Annotated in this window: 17 protein-coding genes; 7 read left to right on the top strand and 10 right to left on the bottom strand. The window is 53.9% G+C overall.

Annotated elements, in window-relative coordinates; translation table 11 throughout:
* The first annotated feature begins 119 nt into the window (after nt 1-119).
* The 7 genes from rssA to ACSHSR_RS08385 all read left to right on the top strand — a co-directional run bounded on the left by rssA (nt 120) and on the right by ACSHSR_RS08385 (nt 6,973).
* On the top strand, nt 120-1,067 hold the full coding sequence (gene rssA, locus ACSHSR_RS08355) for a patatin-like phospholipase RssA (RefSeq protein ID WP_062793377.1): 948 nt from the start codon (nt 120-122) through the stop codon (nt 1,065-1,067).
* A 158-nt stretch (nt 1,068-1,225) separates the two neighbouring features.
* Entirely contained in the window at nt 1,226-1,969 is a 744-nt protein-coding gene (locus ACSHSR_RS08360) for a hypothetical protein (protein ID WP_208145170.1), read from the top strand.
* A gap of 210 nt (nt 1,970-2,179) precedes the next feature.
* Entirely contained in the window at nt 2,180-4,297 is a 2,118-nt protein-coding gene (nrdD, locus tag ACSHSR_RS08365; protein ID WP_044734729.1) for an anaerobic ribonucleoside-triphosphate reductase, read from the top strand.
* Between the two features lie 49 nt (nt 4,298-4,346).
* Complete coding sequence (nrdG, locus tag ACSHSR_RS08370) at nt 4,347-4,820, top strand: anaerobic ribonucleoside-triphosphate reductase-activating protein (RefSeq protein ID WP_025011145.1); 474 nt, start codon at nt 4,347-4,349, stop codon at nt 4,818-4,820.
* 151 nt (nt 4,821-4,971) lie between these two features.
* Nucleotides 4,972-5,328 carry a YibL family ribosome-associated protein gene (locus tag ACSHSR_RS08375; protein WP_025011144.1) on the top strand — a complete coding sequence of 119 codons (357 nt, stop codon included), beginning with the start codon at nt 4,972-4,974 and terminating at the stop codon, nt 5,326-5,328.
* 168 nt (nt 5,329-5,496) lie between these two features.
* On the top strand, nt 5,497-6,114 hold the full coding sequence (gene ribA / locus ACSHSR_RS08380; protein ID WP_025011143.1) for a GTP cyclohydrolase II: 618 nt from the start codon (nt 5,497-5,499) through the stop codon (nt 6,112-6,114).
* A 10-nt stretch (nt 6,115-6,124) separates the two neighbouring features.
* Nucleotides 6,125-6,973 (top strand): hypothetical protein, encoded by an 849-nt coding sequence (locus tag ACSHSR_RS08385; RefSeq protein WP_037466902.1) that lies wholly within the window; start codon nt 6,125-6,127, stop codon nt 6,971-6,973.
* A gap of 6 nt (nt 6,974-6,979) precedes the next feature.
* Here ACSHSR_RS08385 and ACSHSR_RS08390 read toward each other — a convergent pair whose 3' ends face one another.
* The 10 genes from ACSHSR_RS08390 to putP all read right to left on the bottom strand — a co-directional run bounded on the left by ACSHSR_RS08390 (nt 6,980) and on the right by putP (nt 20,226).
* A complete protein-coding gene (locus tag ACSHSR_RS08390) occupies nt 6,980-7,441 on the bottom strand; it encodes a hypothetical protein (RefSeq protein ID WP_025887169.1) in 462 nt (153 codons plus the stop codon).
* Nucleotides 7,442-7,573: 132 nt separating this feature from the next.
* Entirely contained in the window at nt 7,574-7,924 is a 351-nt protein-coding gene (locus tag ACSHSR_RS08395; protein ID WP_025887170.1) for a VF530 family protein, read from the bottom strand.
* 172 nt (nt 7,925-8,096) lie between these two features.
* On the bottom strand, nt 8,097-10,469 hold the full coding sequence (locus ACSHSR_RS08400; RefSeq protein ID WP_159353061.1) for a S8 family serine peptidase: 2,373 nt from the start codon (nt 10,467-10,469) through the stop codon (nt 8,097-8,099).
* 545 nt (nt 10,470-11,014) lie between these two features.
* The gene (locus ACSHSR_RS08405) at nt 11,015-11,335 is read right to left on the bottom strand and encodes a rhodanese-like domain-containing protein (protein WP_231473597.1); all 321 of its coding nucleotides are present in this window, start codon (nt 11,333-11,335) and stop codon (nt 11,015-11,017) included.
* A gap of 76 nt (nt 11,336-11,411) precedes the next feature.
* Nucleotides 11,412-11,624 (bottom strand): YgaP family membrane protein, encoded by a 213-nt coding sequence (locus ACSHSR_RS08410; RefSeq protein ID WP_025011137.1) that lies wholly within the window; start codon nt 11,622-11,624, stop codon nt 11,412-11,414.
* Nucleotide 11,625: 1 nt separating this feature from the next.
* A complete protein-coding gene (locus tag ACSHSR_RS08415; protein WP_479631408.1) occupies nt 11,626-14,871 on the bottom strand; it encodes an efflux RND transporter permease subunit in 3,246 nt (1,081 codons plus the stop codon).
* 9 nt (nt 14,872-14,880) lie between these two features.
* Complete coding sequence (locus ACSHSR_RS08420) at nt 14,881-15,906, bottom strand: efflux RND transporter periplasmic adaptor subunit (protein ID WP_335922322.1); 1,026 nt, start codon at nt 15,904-15,906, stop codon at nt 14,881-14,883.
* Nucleotides 15,907-16,131: 225 nt separating this feature from the next.
* On the bottom strand, nt 16,132-16,848 hold the full coding sequence (locus ACSHSR_RS08425) for an SIMPL domain-containing protein (RefSeq protein ID WP_028780787.1): 717 nt from the start codon (nt 16,846-16,848) through the stop codon (nt 16,132-16,134).
* A gap of 220 nt (nt 16,849-17,068) precedes the next feature.
* A complete protein-coding gene (locus ACSHSR_RS08430; protein WP_107005401.1) occupies nt 17,069-18,412 on the bottom strand; it encodes an OmpP1/FadL family transporter in 1,344 nt (447 codons plus the stop codon).
* Between the two features lie 362 nt (nt 18,413-18,774).
* Nucleotides 18,775-20,226 (bottom strand): sodium/proline symporter PutP, encoded by a 1,452-nt coding sequence (gene putP, locus ACSHSR_RS08435; RefSeq protein ID WP_219014672.1) that lies wholly within the window; start codon nt 20,224-20,226, stop codon nt 18,775-18,777.
* Nucleotides 20,227-20,305: the final 79 nt, after the last annotated feature.

A 20,305-nucleotide genomic window follows, 5' to 3' on the forward strand; every position in this document is an offset into this window, starting at 1 on the left:
TTAAAAAGGTCGCAAGCTCATGGCTGAAAGCCTGCCGGATAAAATCTGGAGCCGCTCAGGCTTCGGGTGTATGCTGCTTTGGCTGAATGGCATAGCTTGGAGTTTTTTAAGGAGAAAGGATGGCGCAGAGTCATAACCCTTGTATCGGTATCGCCCTCGGAAGTGGCGCCGCCAAAGGATGGGCCCACATAGGAGTGCTCAAAGGTCTGGCAGCCATGGGGGTGCATCCGGCCAAGGTGGCAGGTTCATCCATAGGTGCCCTGGTCGGTGCTGCCTATGCCAATGAACGCCTCGAAGAACTGGAAGACTGGGTGCGTAGTTTTTCCAGTTGGGACGTGTTGGGATTGATGGATATCAGTTGGGGCCGGGGCGGGCTCATCAGTGGTGACAAGGTGTTCAATGCCATTCAGGACCGCATCGGCGATCTCTTGATTGAGGAGCTCAAATATCCCTTTACAGCGGTGTCGACCGACCTCTACTCAGGGCAGGAGATCTGGTTCCGTCAGGGCGACTTGCGCCAGGCCGTCAGGGCTTCCTGCTCCATGCCGGGGATCATGTCGCCGGTGCGTCAGGGCCATCGTTGGTTGGTGGATGGCGCAGTGGTGAATCCCATTCCCGTGTCTGTGGCCAGAGCCATGGGGGCCAGTTTGGTGATAGGTGTCGATCTGCATGGTCACAGGCGCGAACAGTTGCAGGTACTGCCGGTGGCACTCAATAGTGAAGAGCACTCATTACAGAACAAAGTGGTGGAGCATTCCTCCGAGAACGGTTTTATGGATCTGTTGGCCAAGGGCAAGGATTATATTTCCGGCCTGACCGACAAGTTCTCCCTCGGCAATAAGGCTGAACCCGGCATGTTGGCTGTGATGTCACAGTCGATGGATATTCTGGAGCAGCGCCACAAGCGCGCGCGCTTGATGGGGGATCCACCGGATATCTGTATCGTGCCAAAGGTGTCTGACATAGGCACTATGGAGTTTCACCGTGCCAGTGAAGCCATTGCCGCCGGTGAGAAGGCGGTGCAGCAGGCCTCGCATCTGATTGATGCGGCGTTGGGGCGTCTCTGAAACAGGCGCTTTTTTGTTAGTGCTTGGTATGGGCACACTTCCTGCATAGTCAGCACATCATCAGCATCAAGGCGCTTCAAGGGCGATTTTTTGACAATTTTTATGACAATCTTGTCTTAAAAACAACCGCTTGGGCGTCGATATGACGGAAAACTGACATGCAGCCTATCCATTCCTCTGTGGATCCCAGATTGTCCGGGGTCGATGCCTATGGCGTCAACAATCGTCTTACCAGCGGCAGCGGCCTCTCGGTTGTCGACACTGAAACGGTCAATGACAGCAAGAGCCAGGGCTCTGCCTCGGCAAACATAGGGCAGGACAGCATATCCCTTTCCAACGATGGTAAAAGAGCCGCGCGGGTGCAGGAGTTGGCCAAGGAGTTTTTCGGCTCAGGTCAGTTCAGCAGTGCCGATTTACCCAAGCTTCTGGCGCGCCTAGGCGACGAAGGGCTGTTGTCTGAAAGCCAGATGGCCAGATTGCAGGGCAGCGGCCTGATGGGAGTTGATACCAAAGATAACGCCAGCCTCAAGGAGTTTATTCAAGGCCAGATTGGTATGCTCAGACAACAGGCCAGTCAAAGCCCTTTGCTCAACGCACTCAAGGGGGCGGACAGCCTGATGGGCAATATGGGGATGATGTATACCCCATCGAGCTCTTTGGCGGCCAACAAGGTAGCAGCTCAGTTGGACGCCGTGCTCAAGGGAGAAAACCAAACTGCCGAGAGCGCAGAGAACAACAGCAACAAGCTAGCGGGCAAGGCCGATTCCGCACTGCAAGATCCTCAACTGTTATCCCGGCTCAGTGGTGTCAGCGCTCTGATGCGCACCGCAGCAGCCATAGGCAGCCAGCAGCAGGGCAGTGGGCAAATCAATAGTTATCTGGCCTTGGCAAAGAGGTACTGACTAGCGGCCGTTTGGGTCTCGGTCAAGGGAAAAATCTCCACAAGTTGTGCTCGTCGGCACTAATCCCATAGTGTTGTTCATCCTCTTCAATACCATGATCCAGATCATGGTATTGAAGAGCGATTTGTCGCTTAATTCTCTACATATTGTGCTTGGTTAATAAAACACCACTATATATGGTGTTAAATAAACAACATGGAGATTAGAGAAATGCCGGTAGTGATTAAGCGGGACGGGTGCCGTACTCAGTTCGACGAAACAAGGATAAGGGATGCGGTGCTGGCAGCCTCTAGCCACTGCGGTATAGAAGATGTGGACTATGCGGCCACAGTCGCAGCGCTGGTCACCCAGGCGGTAACCGACAAGGCTGAGGTCAATATCCAGGAGTTGCAGGACAGGGTCGAAAACCTGTTGATGGAAGGGCCGTACAAACAAGTGGCCCGTAGCTACATTGAATATCGTCACGACAGAGATATCTGCCGTGAATCCAGCAGCCGGCTGAATCTGGAGATCCGCGGCCTGGTCGAGCAGAGCAACGCGACCCTGCTCAACGAAAATGCCAATAAAGACTCCAAGGTGATCCCCACCCAGAGGGATCTCCTGGCCGGTATTGTCGCCAAACATTATGCCAAACATCATATCCTGCCCAAGGATGTGGTTGCCGCCCATGAGGCCGGTGAGATCCACTATCACGATCTCGACTATTCGCCTTTCTTCCCTATGTTCAACTGTATGCTGATCGATCTCGGTGGCATGTTGACCCAAGGGTTTAAGATGGGCAATGCCGAGATTGAGACACCAAAATCCATCTCGACTGCGACCGCAGTTACCGCGCAGATCATCGCCCAGGTCGCCAGCCATATTTATGGCGGCACCACAATCAACCGCATAGATGAAGTGTTGGCCCCTTTTGTGGCCAAGAGCTACGACAAGCATTATCAAACGGCGCTCAAGTGGGGGATTACCGATGCCAAGGCGTTTGCCACAGAGCAGACCAAGAAAGAGTGTCACGACGCCTTCCAGTCGCTGGAATATGAGGTCAATACCCTGCATACCGCCAATGGTCAGACGCCTTTTGTTACCTTCGGTTTCGGTTTGGGTACCAGCTGGGAGTCGAGGCTGATCCAAGAGTCTATTTTGCGGATCCGCATGGAAGGCCTTGGCAAGAACCGCAAGACAGCGGTTTTCCCCAAGTTGGTGTTTGCCATTCGTGATGGTATCAACCATAAGGCCGGCGACTGCAACTACGACATCAAGCAGTTGGCGCTCGAGTGTGCCAGCATCCGCATGTATCCGGATATTCTCAACTATGAGCAGGTGGTCAAGGTTACTGGCTCATTCAAGACTCCTATGGGTTGTCGCAGTTTCCTTGGCACCTATGAGGAAAACGGCGAGCTGCTGCATGAAGGTCGCAACAACTTAGGCGTAGTCAGCCTGAACTTGCCGAGGGTGGCGCTGGAAGCCAAGGGTGATGAAGCCGAGTTTTATCGCATTTTGGATCAAAGGCTGGAGATGGCCCGCAAGGCGCTGGATACCCGCATCGAACGTCTGGCCAACGTCAAGGCCAGAGTGGCGCCCATTCTCTATATGGAAGGGGCTTGCGGAGTGCGCCTGCGCGGTGATGATAACATTGCCGAAATCTTCAAAAACGGCCGAGCTTCCATCTCTCTGGGCTATATAGGCCTGCATGAGACAATCAATGCTCTCTATGGTACAGACACCCATGTGTTTGACGATGAAACATTGAGGCAGAAAGCAGTTGCCATAGTGGCTCACCTCAAGGCGGCTACAGTGCGCTGGAAAGAGGAAACCGGTTATGGTTTCAGCCTCTACAGTACACCGAGCGAGAGCCTGTGCAGCCGTTTTGCCAAGCTGGATGCCAAGAGCTTTGGCCTGGTTGATGGTGTTACCGACAAGGGCTATTACACCAACAGCTTCCACCTGGATGTGGAGAAGAAGGTGAATCCTTACGACAAACTCGACTTCGAACAGCCGTATCCCGAGCTCGCCAATGGTGGTTTCATCTGCTACGGCGAATACCCGAATATGCAGCACAACCTGGAAGCGCTTGAGAATGTCTGGGACTACAGCTACAGCCGGGTGCCTTACTATGGAACCAACACACCAATAGATGAGTGTTACGACTGTGGCTTTACCGGTGAGTTTATCTGTACCAGCAAGGGCTTTACCTGCCCCAAGTGTGGCAACCATGAGCCCAGTCGGGTGTCTGTGACCCGCAGGGTTTGCGGTTATCTCGGCAGCCCGGATGCCAGACCCTTCAACCATGGCAAGCAGGAAGAGGTCAAACGTCGGGTTAAGCACCTTTAACGACAAACTGTTTTATAGGCGCCCCTCGGGGCGCCTTGTGGATATAGCTATGAACTATCATCAGTATTACCCCGTGGATGTGGTCAATGGACCGGGCACCCGGGTAACCCTGTTTGTCTCCGGTTGTGAACATCAGTGCCGGGGTTGTTATAACCAGTCAACCTGGGATCCCCGCTCCGGGCATCCTTTCGACCAGGCGATGTCTGACAGGATCATTGCCGATCTCAATGACAGCCGGATCCCGAGAAGGGGCTTGTCACTTTCAGGTGGTGACCCACTGTTTCCGGGCAATCTTGACGCCATCAAGGCCTTACTGCTGCGGGTGCGGGACGAATGCCCTGGAAAGGATGTCTGGCTCTGGACTGGTTATCGTCTCGATGAACTCAGTCCGGCGCAGCGGGAATTGCTCGGGCTTATTCATGTGTTGGTGGATGGCAAATTCGTGCAGGAGCAAGCGGATCCGTCGCTGAAGTTTCGTGGTTCGGCCAACCAGGTGATACATCTGCTCAACGACCCTCAGTAAGTACAAAAGTGAAAACTGGTTAACACAATTGCTTTTCCCTGCTAAAAAACCCCGTCACCTGGGCTTGAGTTGCTGTTATACTTCTGTCCGGCACATTTACGGCAACCAGGCCGTCCATTCTCAGGGTGCCGGGATTTTGTAAGGTAACAGAATGAATTTGAAGCAGGAGCTGCAACAGCTCAACGATAAGCTGGATCAGTATCGCCGTAAATTGGCCGCCGCAGAGCAACGTGGCGATGGTCCTATCATTGCCCAGTTTCAGCGGGAAATCGCCGCCGTCAACAAGAGGATTGCAGCCATCAAGGGCCAGCAGAGTCGGCAGCTTGGCAAGCAGGGACAGTCTATTCGCGATCTGCCTTTTAGCCGCGAACTCACCAAAGCCGAACAGGCCGACATGGGCAAACTCAAGAAGTCTGTCCGGGGTTTGGTCGTTGTGCATCCCATGACAGCGCTGGGCAGAGAAATGGGTATTACTGCCGTTACCGGGTTTGCACCCAAGGCATTTTAACTGCCGCCGTGACAGCAGATAATAACCAATGAATTTACTTGGGTATTCCGGTCGGTGGTAAAAACGCATAAAATGACCGGCCTGAGTACTGAGCACGCTTCACTATTATCTTGATTTTGAGGGATGTTAACCGTCTCAGGGAATGAGAGCAGTCGTTAAGGTTAATTCATGTCTATTAAATTTATCGCCACCGCCAAATTGCCAACCCCTTGGGGGGTGTTTGCCATGCATGGTTTCGAGGATACCGAAACCGGTAAAGAGCACGTGGCGCTGACTTTTGGTGAGCTCCAAGCCGATAAACCCATGCTGGGACGGATCCATTCGGAATGTCTCACCGGAGATGCCCTGTTCAGCCTGCGCTGCGACTGCGGCTTTCAACTGCAGACCGCGATGCAAAATGTCGCCGAAGCCGGTCAGGGCTTTATTCTCTACCTGCGTCAGGAAGGTCGTGGCATAGGGCTGTTGAACAAAATTCGAGCCTACGAGTTGCAGGACGATGGCGCCAATACAGTGGAAGCCAACGAGCGTCTGGGCTTTCCGGCCGATATGCGCAAGTACGATATGATTGCGCCCATGCTGGAAAAAATTGGCGTTCACAAGGTTAGGTTGATGACCAATAATCCGCGCAAGGTGCAGGCGATGAAAGATGTCGGCATGGAAGTTGTCGAGCGGGTGCCGCTGCAGGTGGGCAAAAACCGTTACAACGAAGCCTACCTCAAGACCAAGTCTACTGAGCTTGGCCATATGATGTCTGAGTATCATTTCACCGAAGGTCATCAGGACTGAGTCGGCAAAGATGAAGTCACCGGGGAAAGCATCAACCCAAGTTGGTTTATTGAGTGTGTCTTCCCTGGGGCTTTTGCTGCTTGCAGCCCCAATCCTTGCCCAAGAGTCCCCCGGCCACGCCCGGCCGCCGGACAACTCCCACTATGCTTTTGGCAGCTATCTGGGCAGCGGGGTCTATCGCGCGTCCGAACAGGATGCTACCGTCATCAGCTTACCGCTGGACTTTACGCTGGAGCAGAGTGAGGACTCGGAGTTCTTGCTGCGCCTGCCCATCTCTGTAGGCTTTTTCAACTATAGCCTTGAAGATGCCGGTGAGTTCGAATTGCCTTCCAGTGTTGGTACCCTGACCGTGACCCCAGGCTTTGAAAAGCGTTGGCGTCTGGATGAAAACTGGCGCATGGAGGCCTATGGCGATCTCGGTTTTGGCAGTAATTTCGACCAAGGCGGTAATGTCGCCATCATGGCAGCCGGCATCAGTGGCTTACGTCATTTTGAGCTGTGGCAGGCAGATTCTCTGTGGGTGACCCGACTGAAATTTGCCGCCTACAGTGAACGGGCGTTCAGCATCAGCCAGAGCTTTTCCGTATTGCAAACCGGAGTGGATATCGGCTTGCCTTATCACTGGTCCTGGCAGGGGTTACAGATGCAGCCCAGGGTGTTTGCTTTGGGTTATTGGTATTTTGACCAGTTACAGTTTGCCGGCGATCTCAACCAGGATACCTTGGTGTCCGGCAGTGTTGAGCTGGGGGCCACCCTGGCCCTTGCCAAGCCAGTGCTTGGCATAGACAGATTGGGGATCAGTTACCGTAGTGGTGATGGGCTGGAGATCTGGCGCCTGGTGTTCAGCATGCCCATCTGAGCGGCATCAGCCCTCAGTGGCGGCGTTCTTGTCCTGGCGGGCTTTCTCGTTGAGCAGGGCGACCAACTGACCACTGACGGCGGCAATCTGATCCTGCAGCAACTTACGCTCTATCTCGGCCGCTTCAGAATCATCACCATTCAGTTGCTGTAGCTGCTGCTGCAACTCCTTGAGCTTGTCCTGCAGCTCTTTAATCTTCTTGTCAATTTCAGACATATCCGAGGTATCTTCCTCGGCGGCTTTCTGCGCTTCTGAGGTTTGCTCCGAATTGTTCCTATACAGCTGACCACCTATATCATCCGCCAGCGCCTTGCGACCGGCAGAAGAGATATTCACTTTATCCTGGCTGTCCGAACTTGTGGCAGCGCTTTCCTTGGCTGCGTCTTTGTCGGCCACTGTGACTTCACTCAGGTTGCGGGGACCGGTTCCCTGAGTGGCGATTTGACCTAAGCCTGCAATGTTCATCATTAAACTCCTTGGCGGCATCTGTTCGTGCTGATAGTCGATAACGACTTATCGGCTGCAAGGGGAAGAACTTTAGCAGCTTTAAGGCAAAATTGGTTAAAAATATAGCGGGTTGCGTGTTGTATCAGTATCTGCCTAGTCGCTCTTTTTACCCCAGATATGGGCATTGGTTTGAGGCTTGTCGGCACAGGTTTGTTTGGCTGGCTTTTGCCTTGTGGCCGGGGTTGAACTGCCCAGCAGGTGAGGCGGAATGGGCAAGCCCTTACTGGTCAGATAGAGGCGTTCCAGTTTTTCCCTGGCCCATTGGGTCTTTCGCAAAAAGGTCAGGCTCGATTTAATGCTGGGATCATGGCTGAAGCAACGCACTTTTATCCTTTGTGCCAGGCCATCAAAGCCGTACTGCTCCACCATCTCTGTGAGTATCGCCTTGAGGGTCAAGCCGTGCAGGGGATCTTTGTTGGCTTGAGGGGAATTGGAAGCTGTCATGAATGGGCCTTGGTAGCTGGTGTTATAAAAGCGGCGCCAGTATAATCGAGAAGCTTTTCAAATGCCTTGCAAAAAGGTTGAAAAAGTTGCGTCAAACAGTCCGGCAGCTCTTCAGCCAAGGGAAACCATAGAGAGAGGAAAAAGGGGCCGTAGCGGCCCCTTGAAAGAGAGATTATTTAAAGTGCAGTGACCAGCTGTCGATGTAGCCTACGTCACGGCGACCCGAGTCGACGGCCTTGAGCAACCAGGTACCACTGGACTCGACACCTGTCATATCGACCGAATAGCTCTGGTTGATATTGTCGGTGCCTTTGCCTGTGTTGTCGTGCAGCACGGCAATCTGGCCATTGGGGCTGTGCAGTTCAACCTGCAGATCGCCAATGTAAGGGTGCACTATGCTGACATCTACAGTGACCACACCCGAATCACCGCTGCGGCTGACACTGATGGGGCTGGTAATGCCTGTGCTGTTGTTGTCGGGAATATTGGCATTATCACCATTGGTGTAGCTCGCTGCGCCGCCACCTGGATTGGTGCTGCTTGAGCCTGTGTAGCTAGCCACCAGGCTGGCACCGCTGAAGCTGCTGTAACCGCGAACCATCACATAGTAAGTACCGGCTTGAGGGCTGTTGACCGAACAGCTTTCAGTGTTGCCGCCTTTCCAGGGGCGACAATCAAAGCTGCTGGTGGTTGGAGCCGCGCCGTACTGCATGTAAAGGTCGGCGTCACCTGTGCCGCCACTCAGGTTGAAGCTGAGGTTGGAAGCGCCGGCAGGCACATCGAGGAAGAAGTGCAGTTCATCGTCTTTGGCACCACTAAGGTTGTTGACTGCCACACCGTTTTCCAACTGACCATCGCTTGGTGTGCCGGGATCACTCGGGCCATTACAGGAGGCATCCAGATATTCCTTGGCGGCCACGGCATTGACCAGACCATAGCCGGTGCGATCGTCACGACCGGGGACATCCAGATCTTCGGCGGTGGCTTTCAGTGCCTGACGCACCTGGGCGGCACTACACTCAGTGTGATAGCTCCATACCAGAGTTGCGACGCCGGATACGTGTGGCGTCGCCATGGAAGTACCGTTGTAGTACTCATAATCTTCGCCGGTGGTGTTGGATACACTGGCCTGCTGACCGATTTGGTTACGCAGCGCCAGACCGGTTTCACGGTCTACAGACACAGATGCCTTGGTCAATTCAGTGTTTGAGTCCACCAGGAAGGGGTTTTGCAGTCCGGGCAGATCGCTGTTGGAGTAGACAATAGTCGCTGCCGCACCGGCGTTGTTACAGGCGCGAACCGCATTGATCTCGGGATAACCGGCACCTTGGTTTTCTAGACGCTGCACCAAACAGACTTTGCCTGTCATGTTGCCGCAGTTGTAGTTGCCGCCGCTGGTGTCACACTCGGCCAGTTCGCCGCTGGCACTGGCGCTGATGGGCGAGGGCACATAGTTGCTTCCCGATGGTACAAAGCGGTTGTGAGGCACCACGCCTTCGGCAAACAGCGACTGACCGGCAATGACAATATCAGCCAGACGTCCTTCGCCGCGAGTCACGGTTGAGAGGATTGCTTCACCCGGGCCGGAGATTTCGACCTGATTGGTGTACTGGGAGAAGGCCGAATGGTCTTTGTTGCTGTCGACCGAGGCCACCGACATTACCGCATCATAGGAAGCCGGGTAGCTGTGGGTGTTGTTGCCATCGTTACCGGCCGCAGCAATCAAGAGCACGCCATTGTTAAAGTGGTTGGTCATGGCATTGCGCTCAGTGGTGCTGGATCCTGAGCCACCCAGGCTCATGGTGACCACATTGGCGCCATTGTCGACACAGGTATCCACGGCGGATACTAGTGAAGAGGAGTAACCCCAACCTGACTCGTTGAATACCTTGATCACATGGATATTGGCGTTCTGATTCGGCATCACCCCAACCACGCCTTCATTGTTGGCGATGGCGGCTATGGTGCCGGCAACGTGGGTTCCGTGGGCATTGTTATTGCCCGGCTCGAACCAGTTTCCGGTGCCCGAGTTGTTGGTACCTGTGACATTGTTGCCACTGAGATCCTGGTGAGCACGATCATAGCCGGAGTCTATGATACATATGGTGCGATTACCGCTGAGGTTATCGGCCAATTGAGTCGCGCCGACATAGGTTTGACCCCAGGGCGTGGTTTCACTCAATAAGCGGCGGGGCATATCTTCTTCAACATACTCCACATCGGTGCGGGCACGCAGCGCCTTGAGTCCGGGGTTATCCAACTTGACGCTGTAGCTGTGGCTGCGACCAATGCGCTTCATTTCGCGAGCCTTAACGCCGTTAAGCGCTCTGTGCTGGCCGAATACCTGATTCAGTTCGCTTTGGCCACTCATGGTTTGCAGGCCGTTGTTGTCCTTGAACTTAACGATATAGCGCTTGGGCAGGGGCGACTGCTGTGACAGATCATTGGTTTGAGGCTTGAAAGGTGCGCCATGAACACCGGCAGAGACTGCCAGGGCCAGCATGGACAGACTCAGGGCCAGCTGTTTATTTGTTATTTTTTTCATACTTGTCTTCCGTGTAACAGATCTTGGTTTATTGTCCTCGGGCACTTCAGCATTCACTGAAATGACCCATTTGCAATCTACCGCTATGAAAAAGTCATGTAAAACAAATGTTAACGGAATGGCGTTCTATTTCGGATTGATTGTATTTCACTTTTTGTGAATAAAAATTCATTTTAGATGTTTGCTGTTACTAAATGTATCAGTGGCGGGTGCATGAAATTTTGCCGGGTTTGAATAAGACTCTATGTGAGGTTTGATTGAGCCCTGAGATACGTGAAAGATATAATTGATTGATTTATAAATTTAATGGCGTCTCTTATTCTAATTTTGCATAAGTAATTATTCTGAAGAATAATCGTTGCGAAAAGGAGACTTTAGTATGGGGTAAAGGCAACTTTTTGACTGAGTGTGCAGATTTGACACTTGCACGTCATCTTGGTTTTTTGGTTTCTTGTTAATTCTTTGTGCTGCTTGTTTCGTAAAAAGGCCCACTTGAGTGGGCCCGGTTGCATGAGTGGCGCAGTACTTAATGGTTATCTGGTCAGCTAGTTGCCGGCGCTGGCCTTGAGGCTATCATAGCCGCCACCATTGTAGACTTCCTGATAACCGGCTTTTTCCAGCGACTCTTTGGCAATACCTGAGCGGCGACCGCTACGGCAGTAAACAACTACCGGGGTGTCCTTGGCAATGCCCTGTTTGGCAAAGGCTTCGGCTATCTGTTCAAAGGGGATATTAACCGCCTCTGGCAGATGTCCCTCTGCATATTCCTCCGGGGTTCTGACATCCACCAGCATGGCGCCCTGGGCGACCTTGGTCAGTGCCACCTCGGGAACCATCTGCTCGGCGCGAGCGCTGAGGCTCAGCAGTACAGCAAACAGCAGAGTGGTCAGCCACAGGAATTGGCGCTGGGTACGGGTTATTATCTTCACTTGCATTCCTTATTCAGTGGGCCTTGGCCTGTTCAGCCTCCGTTTTCATACCGAATTTACGCATCAGCATGCTGGCAGGACAAAAGCCGGTAAAAGCACTCTGAAACAGGTTAGCGCCAACAAACAGAGTTAGCCATACAAAATTGTGATGGACAGTGGCGGTTAACAGTAATGACAACATCACCATAAATCCGGCAAAGGCCATAGTGGCACGTTCTACAGACATTTTAAGCTCCTTTGGCCGCCTGGGCCTGGTTGATCACTGAGTCGATGCGCTTGCGCATCAGGGCATAGTAAAGTACCGGGATCACCACCAGCGTCAGCAGGGTGGAGAGCAGGATCCCGAAGATAAGACTGATGGCCAGACCGTTGAAGATCGGGTCATCCAGAATAAACATGGCGCCTATCATGGCCGCCAGGGCGGTGAGCATAATAGGTTTGGCCCGCACGGCGCCTGAGTGAATGACCGCCTGTTCAAATGGCACTCCGGCAGCGGTTTCCTGGTTGATAAAGTCCACCAGGAGTATGGAGTTACGTACTATGATCCCCGCCAGCGCTATCATGCCTATCATGGAGGTGGCGGTGAACTGGGCGCCGAGTAAGGCGTGTCCCGGCATGACCCCGATAATGGTCAAGGGGATAGGCGCCATAATGATCAGCGGTACCAGATAGGAACGGAAGTGGGCCACCACCAGGAGATAGATGGCAATCATGCCGACCCCATAGGCCAGGCCCATATCACGGAAGGTTTCATAGGTGATCTTCCACTCGCCATCCCAGAGTACGCTGATGGCATCCAGACCATCGGGTTGGCTGAAATAATGCTGGTTGAAGCCAAGGCCACCTTCTGAGTCAATATCCGCCGCCATTTCAAACATACCGTACAGTGGGCTGTCGAGCGGCCCGGCCATGTCGGCAATCACCATGATCATCGGGATCATGTTCTTGTGAATGATGGGCGCGTCTATCTGCCCCTTGCGGATTGTCACCAATTCGGCCACGGGCACAGTGCCGCCATGGAGGCTGTCGAGGCGCAGGTTGAGCACTGAGGTCAGATCCAGTTTGTCGGCCTCCGGCAGTTCCAGTCGGATCGGCACAGGGCGTTTCTGCATCGGTTTGTGCAGTACATTGATATCCTTGCCGCCGACAGCGGTGGCCACCAGATCCACTATGTTGGCGTAGGGCACGCCCAGCAGACTGGCCTTGCTGCGATCGATAAGCACCTGCCATTTCTGTTGTGCCGCTGGCAGGAAGATATCGATATCCACCACATCCTCGGTCGCCTGGAACAGGGACTGCAGCTCTCTGGCCGCCTGCTGGCGAATATCCTGGCTGGGGCCATAGACCTCGGCCACAATCGGCGACCACACAGGTGGGCCGGGGGGCACTTCCACCACTTTGACATTGGCGTTGAAGCCTTGGGCGATTTGCTGCAGCGGGCCACGTACTGCCAGGGCTATGCTGTGGCTGTCTCTGTCCCTGTGTTTCTTGTCACTGAGATTGACCTGAATATCGCCAAGCTCCTGACTGTTGCGAACAAAGTAATGCCTGACCAGGCCGTTGAAGTTGATCGGGGCATGGGTGCCGGCGTAGAGCTGCAGATGCTGCACTTCGGGTACAGTCACCAGATAATCTGACAAGGCCTTGAGGACTTTTTCCGTCTGCTCCACCGGCGTGCCTTCCGGCATATCCACCATCACCTGGAATTCGCTCTTGTTGTCGAAGGGCAGCATCTTGAGCACCACCAATTGGCCGACTGGCAGGGCCACGGCCATGCCTATCAGCACAAACACGCCGGCGGCCATGCCTACACGGGCCTTGCGGCTCTCGAGGAATGGCTTGATAAGCCGGGTAAACAGCCTGAGCATCACAGGGTTGGCATTGTCGCTGTGCCCCTCGCCACCATTGTGCCTGAGCAGTTTGTGGCTGAGCCAGGGGGTGACCACAAAGGCCACAGCCAGGGAGATCAACATGCCCATGCTGGCGTTGATGGGAATAGGGCTCATATAGGGGCCCATCAGCCCCGAGACAAAGGCCATCGGCAGCAATGCCGCAATAACGGTAAAGGTCGCCAGAATCGTGGGGCCACCCACTTCATCCACGGCGGCGGGAATGAGTTCACTCAGGCTGCGTTTGCCCATGGCCATATGACGGTGGATGTTTTCCACCACGACGATGGCATCGTCCACCAAAATACCTATGGAGAAGATCAGCGCAAACAGGGATACCCGGTTGAGGGTAAAGCCCCAGGCCCAGGAGGCGAAAAGGGTAATCGCCAGGGTAATGACAATCGCCACACCTACCACCAGTGCCTCGCGCATTCCCATGGTGAACACCACCAGGATAACCACAGCGGCGGTTGCAAAGATCAACTTGAAGATCAGAGTGTTGGACTTATCTGCCGCCGTTACGCCATAGTTGCGTGACACAGTGACATTGACATTGTCCGGAATAAGCAGGTTACGGCTCTTTTCCACCTTGGTAAGGATAGCATCGGCCACATCCACGGCGTTTTCACCCGGTTGTTTGCCTATGGCTATGGTCACTGCCGGAAAGACGCCTTTAGCTTCTGCTTCGGCGCTGTGACCGTTTTGATGCCAGGCGCCATAGAGGGGAACGTCGGCCTTGAGGCTGATATCGGCAATATCACTGAGGAATACAGGAGCGGCCTTGCCTTGGCTGTCATTGTGCACCGCGACCACCAGTTGCTGCACATCCTCCAGCGAACGCAGGAACTGGCCGGTCTGCACCTTGATCTCCTGGTTATCCTGCACCAGAGACACGGGCATGGAGACCGTATTGTTGGCGCCGAGCTCCCGGTTGATGGCATCGAAGCTGACACCATAAAAACTCATTTGGGCCGGATTGATGCGCACATTGAGCACCAACTCATGGGATCCCATGGACTCGACATCTCGGGTGCCGGGAATGCGCTTGAGTTCGGTTTCGAGCCCATGGGCCACATGAGTCAGTTGCTGAGCAGAGACACCGGGCTCCTCTGACCAGAGAGTCAGGCTGACAATGGGCACATCGTCTATGCCCATGGGTTTTATCAAGGGATCGCCCACTCCCGCGGCTCTGGGCAGCTTGTCCAGGTTGGAATAGATCTGGTTGTAGAGTTTGACTATCGCCTCGTTACGGGGCACGCCCACCTCAAAGATGACGATGATCATCGCGCCATCGGGCTGCGAGAAGGAGTAGAGGGTATCTATGCCTTTTATCTGCGAGATCACCTCTTCTGCCGGCAGGGTAACCAACTGCTCGACTTCGGTCGGTGTGGCACCGGGGAAGGGGATAAATACATCGGCAAAGGTCACATCTATCTGAGGTTCTTCCTCCTTGGGAGTGACCATAATGGCAAACATCCCCAGCAACAAGCCCAGCAAGGCCAGAAGCGGCGTAATGGCACTGAGCTGGAAACTGGCGGCAATGCGGCCGGAGATGCCGGTGTTATTTTCGCTGTGATTAGCCATGAGTTCCCCTTACTTGGCCTGGCGCTGCTTGAGCAGCAACTGATAGGCGTTGGCGGCGACTATGTCTCCGGCTTCGAGTCCTGCCAGTATGGTCACGCCATCGTCACGCACATCACCCAGACGTACCTGTTGCAGGACAAAGTTGTCGCCGCGCTTGAGGTAGACGGCCGACAGCTCATTGACGCTGTAAAGTGCTTCTTTGGGCAGTACTATCTCCTGGCGCTTGTCTATGGTAAAGCGCACCTTAACGAAACTGCCGGGCAGCAGATCGCCTGTGTTGGCCGGCAGTGGCAGTCTCACCTGAAAGGCGCGGCTCTGCTCATCACTGAAACCAAAGACCTTGGGGGTAGTGACGTCAAAACTGCGGCCATCGGCTAGGATAACCGTCATCTTTTCTGTGGCTTTGGCGGCCTGAAGAAAACGCTGCGGCAGCTGCATCACCACCCGCATCTCATCGTCGGCAAAACCGGACAGGAGCGGTTGACCGGGAGCGACTGTTTCTCCCTCTTCCACATGCCTGGCCGTGACTATGCCAGCATATGGTGCGCTGACGACTGTGTATTTCAGTGATTCCTTTGCCTGAATGATCCTCGCTTTGGCGGCGCTGGCCGCTTGGGAGGCTGACTTGGCATTGGCTATGGCCTGATCCATTTGGCCGCGGGAAATCGCGCCCTTGGGAAACAGTTCCTGATAGCGCTTGAGCGTCAGTTGCGCTTCGGTATCCAAGGCTCTGGCTCTGGCGTATTCCGCCTCGGCCGCCGCCAGGGACGCGCCTTGCTCTTCACTGGTGATCTCAAGCAGCGCCGCCCCGGCGGGGACTCGGTCGTTGACATCAAAGTAAAGCTTGAGGATCCGTCCCGAGGTTTGGGCCGACACGGTTGCGGCCTTGACCGCCTCGAGCCTGCCATCCAGGGTCAGCAATTGGGAGTGCTCTGTCTGGCGGACAGTCACTGTGGCCGGCTCGGCTGCCTTAACGGGTTGAATGAGCAGCAGCGCGGGCAGTAACAGGGTCAATACTGGCGTTATTCTGGGCATGGAACTGTTCTCAAAAAAACATCTATGAGAAAATTCTAATGAATAAGGTGGTCGCCTGCAACTATTATTAGAAAAATATGATTAAATAAGAGGTGGCTTGAGTAACTGACTAAACCTTGAATACCCAGGCCAGAATATACACAGCCAAAATACAGATACGAAAACAGGCGGCCTTGGCCACCTGTTTATATTGAAAAATCCGTTTCAGGTTTGCGCTTCAAAAGTTCAGTCGTTGAGATAGTAGGTGAGGGTAGAGACGATTCGCACCTTCTTGATGTAAGGCGTATTACTGTCGCGATCGGAAATGGTGAAGGTGCCCTGGCTGGCTTGTTTGATCTTCCCAAGTACCGAGTCTGAATCTTTGGCAAACTTCTCGGCCACTTCACGGGCATTTTGGGTAGCCTCCTGCACCATGGCCGGCTTGATACTGTTGAGTTCGGTAAACAGGAATTCGGTGCGACTGTCATAGTCCTGACTGGCGATGGCTATACCTTCTTTGGCCAGGGCCAGCAGCTTGTTACGGCTCTCAAGCAGCAGATCCACCTGGTGAGTATAAAGCGACACTGTTACCCGGGCGGCATAGCGATACTTAACATTGGGATCGACATAACCCTGGGCTTGCCTGTCTTCGATGGAAGGCAGAGAGACAGAGATTTCATCCTTGTTGAAACCTTGCTGTTCAAGAAAGGCCGTCACTTTATCTGTCTTTTGTTGCACCGTCTGATACAAGGTGTTGAGATCATTATCCACCTCATTGAAGCGAATCGGCCAGATGGCGACGTTGGCCTTGACCTCGCGCTCAGCCAGACCTTTGACCGCCACGGTTCGCTCCATACCTTTCATTGCCAGCAGGCTGTTTCCAATACTGGTGCCAAGCAGCAGTAAACCGGCGCAAATAAAACCCCCAAGCAACAGGGCCGCCAGAGAATAATTTTTACTCATTTCGAAATCCTTTTGTGACATAGGGAAGATATGAAGTACGCCTTATATCCGGCCCAGTAAGCCAGCCGAAGCAGCGCAATTTACATCTTCCATAAGATAACCAAGCCTTGGCGAGAATGCATCTGTAAGCTTGAATACTGCCTGAATAACTTGCTGTTAATCAACAAAAAGGCCGCCCAGAAGGGCGGCCTTGTCAGCTTAAACTCGTTGGAGCCTTGGCTCAGAATTGGTAGCTGTACTGTACTGAGTAGTACACAGCGTTGGAGCGGGTACCGGCAGTGATATAGTTACCGCCGATTGGCTCGAGTGGCGCCAATACGGCACTCTCTTCCAGTACAGTGACATCCTGGCCACGAACAAAGGCAACGCCCATGTCGATGGCAGAGTTGGGGCTCAGCTGGTAGCTGGCACCTGCGGTATACCAGTTACGATCCGAATCCGGGATGGAGATGGAGCTCAGGCTATCCACTACGCCTTTGTCGTGCATGAAACCGGCGCGAACCGTCCACTTGTCGGACACTTGATAGGTGGCTCCTACGCTGAACAGCCAGGAGTCATCCCACTTGTAGTGCTTCAGCGCTGAATCTGGCACTGCTACGGCGCCGCCAATGCTGCCGTCTTTCACTGTGATCTGGTCAAAGTCACCCCAGGTAGACAGCTGCGCTGTGTAGTGCAGGGCAAACTTTTCGGTGATTTGATGGAAACCGGCAATCTGGAAGATGTCTGGCAGTGGAATGGTTATCTTGTCAAATTCAACCATGGCACCAGCCTGAGTGCTGAATGTGCTGATATCACCTTCGGCATCAAACTCAGGACTGATTCGGTAGCTCACGCCCCAGCGGTTGTTCTTGTCCAGCTCAAATACCGCACCAACAATACCACCGATAGCCCAGCCATCGGCGTCAACATTCACCAGATCCGTATGTACCAACTCGCCATTGGGACCCAGCGGCAGGTTGCCGTTACGGGTCAGTTTGCCCTGGCCGTAAATTATGTCCAGGCCGGCACCCAGACTCAGGTACTCGTTGACTCGGTAGGAAAGGCTACCGTTGAGGTTGATGGTGGTGACTTCTGTGTTACCCAGGAGGTCCACAGGCGCAACCATCTTGGGTGGCAACCCCGGCGCAGAAGGCAGATCTATCATGTTGTTGGCCAGTGCACTGGTATCTGTACCTGTACCGAAGTTACTGAAAGCAGCAACCCCGAAGGCCCATTTGTCACTCAATGGTTGGATATAGTAGAAGTTGGGGATCACCTTGGCATCGGCGGCATCGTGCTCGCTGCCATAGCTGCTGCCCATACCGTTGGCCAGCTTGATGTCTTTAACATCAACATCGATATCGGCGTAGGTCAGGCCCATGGACAGCGCCTTGCTGTCAAACAGTGCCATGGCGGCCGGGTTACGGGATAACACGGATGCGTTGTCTGCAATCACGGCATCACCGGCAAAGGCGCGGCCGATACCTGTGGCTGATTGGCTGTTGAGCTGGAAACCGGCTGCCAGGGTCTGGCCACTGACCAGCGCTACTGAAACCGCGATAAGAGTCTTGTTGAAATACTTCATTATTATCTTCTCTTTTATGTTTGCAGGTTGGCTGTCAGTCTCTAATACCCCACAGACACCCGCTTATTAGTCCAGTGCATCTTATGGACGCCCCATAGCGCCAACAACTCCGACCAGATGTGAAATTTTGTAATATTTTGGTTAATTTCTGCGAATGTGCTGCGAACGTGCGATGAACTTCAAAATGCAGGCCGAGCCGGAAAAGCAGCAATAGCTGAATAGTGGCTGGTTGAAGATGACAAGCCCGTGTGTTGCTAAGCTGTAAAATCGGGTGAAACAATAAATTACAAACTGGCGGTGAGTTTGGCGTACAAGTGTACGCCAAACGCCAGGGCAGGCAATTGAAAGCTGAATTTACGAGCTTAGAGGCTCTGTTCGAAGCGACTGAATTGTGTCTGTGTAGCCTCGGATGGCGGCGACAAACGGCTCACTACAACCCCGGCCAGGGTGGCCAGAATGAATCCAGGCAATATTTCATAGAGGGCGAAGATACCGCTTTCCAATTGCTTCCAGATGATTACTGTCAAGCCGCCAACTAGGATGGTGGCAATGGCGCCGTTGCGGCTGTAGCCACGCCAAAACAGCGACAGGATCACTACAGGGCCGAAGGCGGCACCGAAACCGGCCCAGGCATAGCTCACCAGACCCAGTATGCTTGCTTCCCGATCCAGGGCAACAACCACTGAGATAATGGCAATGGCCAACACGCCGATACGACCGACCAACATCAGCTCCTTGCTTGAAGCCTCGGGCCTGAGCCACTTACGGTAGAAATCTTCGGTGATCACGCTGGAACACACCAGCAGTTGCGAGTCTATGGTGCTCATGATGGCCGACAAGATAGCGGCGATAAGCAGACCACCAATCCAGGGGTTAAAGGCGACTTGAGTCAGATGGATAAACACAGTTTCCGGATTCTTGAGCGGCTCGTCGGCAAAATAGAGCGCGCCGGCAATGCCAGTCGCCAGGGCGCCGATCAGGGAGACAAACATCCAGCTCATGGCGATGCGGCGCGAAACCGGCAGATCCTTGACACTGTTAATCGCCATAAAGCGCGACAGAATATGGGGCTGTCCAAAGTACCCCAGCCCCCAGGCCAGAGCCGACAGCAGGCCTATCAGGGTCAGCTTATCGCTCCATAACGACAGCATAGCCGGGTCCAGGGCATCCAGGCTCTTGTGACTCTCTGGATGGGTAAACATGCTGACCGGGACTATCAACAGGGCTATCAACATCAAGCAACCCTGGAAGAAGTCTGTCCAGCTGACGGCAAAAAAGCCGCCGACAAAGGTATAGGCCACTATCACCGCGGAACCTATCAGCAGCGCCGTCAGGTACTCGAGGCCAAAGACATTGCTGAACAGCACCGCGCCGCCCACCATGCCGGAGGAGGCGTAGAAGGTGAAAAACAGTAATATGGTGACGGCGGAAACCAGTTTCAGGAGGCCGCCCTTATCGTTGAAACGCTTCTCAAAAAAGTCCGGCAGCGTGAGAGCATTGTCAGCCATCTGGGTATAGATCCGCAGGCGTTTGGCCACCAAAAGCCAGTTAAGCCAGGCGCCCAGTAACAGGCCTATTCCCATCCAGGCTTCGCCCAGACCGCCGAGATAGACGGCGCCGGGCAAACCCAGCAGCAGCCAACCGGACATGTCGGAGGCGCCAACACTGAGAGCGGTTACGGCCGGGCCCATCTTGCGACCGCCGAGAATATAGTCATCGACCGAATCGGTCGCCTTGTAGGCCCAAAGACCTATCCCCATCATCAGAGCCAAATAGCCCAGAAAAGTTATCATTACCGGGGTTTCAATATGCATGCTGGTTTACACTTTTGTGTTGTTGTTTGGCGCGGATACTAGCAAAAGTTTGCCAAAGCGCCCAATGTTGACAGGTTAT

This window comes from Shewanella sp. VK101 (assembly GCF_056497865.1).

Bases quoted from the DNA above. Each gene is read 5' to 3' on its own strand.
- rssA (WP_062793377.1), top strand. From the start codon at position 120: ATGGCGCAGAGTCATAACCCTTGTATCGGTATCGCCCTCGGAAGTGGC.
- ACSHSR_RS08360 (WP_208145170.1), top strand. From the start codon at position 1,226: ATGCAGCCTATCCATTCCTCTGTGGATCCCAGATTGTCCGGGGTCGAT.
- nrdD (WP_044734729.1), top strand. From the start codon at position 2,180: ATGCCGGTAGTGATTAAGCGGGACGGGTGCCGTACTCAGTTCGACGAA.
- nrdG (WP_025011145.1), top strand. From the start codon at position 4,347: ATGAACTATCATCAGTATTACCCCGTGGATGTGGTCAATGGACCGGGC.
- ACSHSR_RS08375 (WP_025011144.1), top strand. From the start codon at position 4,972: ATGAATTTGAAGCAGGAGCTGCAACAGCTCAACGATAAGCTGGATCAG.
- ribA (WP_025011143.1), top strand. From the start codon at position 5,497: ATGTCTATTAAATTTATCGCCACCGCCAAATTGCCAACCCCTTGGGGG.
- ACSHSR_RS08385 (WP_037466902.1), top strand. From the start codon at position 6,125: ATGAAGTCACCGGGGAAAGCATCAACCCAAGTTGGTTTATTGAGTGTG.
- ACSHSR_RS08390 (WP_025887169.1), bottom strand. From the start codon at position 7,441: ATGATGAACATTGCAGGCTTAGGTCAAATCGCCACTCAGGGAACCGGT.
- ACSHSR_RS08395 (WP_025887170.1), bottom strand. From the start codon at position 7,924: ATGACAGCTTCCAATTCCCCTCAAGCCAACAAAGATCCCCTGCACGGC.
- ACSHSR_RS08400 (WP_159353061.1), bottom strand. From the start codon at position 10,469: ATGAAAAAAATAACAAATAAACAGCTGGCCCTGAGTCTGTCCATGCTG.
- ACSHSR_RS08410 (WP_025011137.1), bottom strand. From the start codon at position 11,624: ATGTCTGTAGAACGTGCCACTATGGCCTTTGCCGGATTTATGGTGATG.
- ACSHSR_RS08415 (WP_479631408.1), bottom strand. From the start codon at position 14,871: ATGGCTAATCACAGCGAAAATAACACCGGCATCTCCGGCCGCATTGCC.
- ACSHSR_RS08420 (WP_335922322.1), bottom strand. From the start codon at position 15,906: ATGCCCAGAATAACGCCAGTATTGACCCTGTTACTGCCCGCGCTGCTG.
- ACSHSR_RS08425 (WP_028780787.1), bottom strand. From the start codon at position 16,848: ATGAGTAAAAATTATTCTCTGGCGGCCCTGTTGCTTGGGGGTTTTATT.
- ACSHSR_RS08430 (WP_107005401.1), bottom strand. From the start codon at position 18,412: ATGAAGTATTTCAACAAGACTCTTATCGCGGTTTCAGTAGCGCTGGTC.
- putP (WP_219014672.1), bottom strand. From the start codon at position 20,226: ATGCATATTGAAACCCCGGTAATGATAACTTTTCTGGGCTATTTGGCT.